Raw genomic sequence first — 262 nt, 5'->3', positions numbered from 1 at the left:
AGCTGCTCGACATCCGTAACCAGATCGTCGCGGGCGGCGATTTCGCGAAGTTCGCGCGCACCTACTCGCAGGACGGTTCCGCCTCGCAGGGCGGCGACCTCGGCTGGATCAGCCCGGGCGAGACGGTGCCGGAATTCGAGCGCGCGATGAACTCGCTGCAGGACGGCCAGATCAGCGAGCCGGTGCGCAGCGAATACGGCTACCACCTGATCCAGGTGCTGGGCCGCCGCGATGCGGAAGGCTCGGTCTCGCAGCAGATGGA

The 262-nt window shown here is 67.6% G+C and carries 1 protein-coding gene; it reads left to right on the top strand.

Annotation, left to right across the window (positions count from 1 at the left end; genetic code table 11):
* Positions 1-262 (top strand): peptidylprolyl isomerase (locus GXB81_RS31275; protein ID WP_205991238.1); only part of this gene is annotated, 262 nt, incomplete at both ends.

It is taken from the genome of Paraburkholderia sp. Ac-20336, assembly GCF_017105025.1.
Lineage (GTDB): Bacteria > Pseudomonadota > Gammaproteobacteria > Burkholderiales > Burkholderiaceae > Paraburkholderia.
This window is presented reverse-complemented; position numbering and strand designations above follow the sequence as displayed.